At 37.3% G+C, this 553-nt stretch carries 1 pseudogene; it reads left to right on the top strand.

Annotation, left to right across the window (positions count from 1 at the left end):
* Nucleotides 1-123: 123 nt before the first annotated feature.
* Nucleotides 124-553: pseudogene (locus MES37_RS24565) on the top strand (hypothetical protein); the annotation flags it as partial.

Genomic DNA, 553 nt, shown 5'->3' on the forward strand with positions numbered 1-553 from the left:
GTGTATTAATACACTCGTGGCTGTTGTTTATTATTTTTGGAGAAAATAAAAAAAAGATTATTATGAAAGGTGAACGTTATATAAATACCAGTCTTGTAATTACTGAAAACTGTGGGGTACGTTATGTTAGGTGATCTTAAAAATGAGGTGGAACTGCATAAGCATTTGAAGAAGTGGGGGAACCTCCCCAAAGGTCAAGTGTTAGTTCATACGTTAAATCCTGAGTATAAAAAAACATCTGAGTTATTTAGAAGAAGCGCTACCTCAGTATTTAATAGGTGGGATGTTCTTTCAGCTACGCTGGTTGATCTAAATAAAATCAAACGTCGACGTGAGCGACAAGATGATAGTAAACTTAAAGCTTGGGAGACTGCTGAATATGATACAGGATTATGGTTTGAAATCGGATTTATATTGGGTGTCAAGCCGCAGAATATCTTAGGAACACATAGTCACGATGTTTGGTTCCCTACGCATGTAGGGAAAAATAACCGAAAAAAATGGGGGCTTGTTGATGCAGTTATCTCTGGGAAAGGTAAACAAGGTGGAAAGC

Source organism: Buttiauxella sp. S19-1, from assembly GCF_022134725.1.
GTDB lineage: Bacteria > Pseudomonadota > Gammaproteobacteria > Enterobacterales > Enterobacteriaceae > Buttiauxella > Buttiauxella ferragutiae.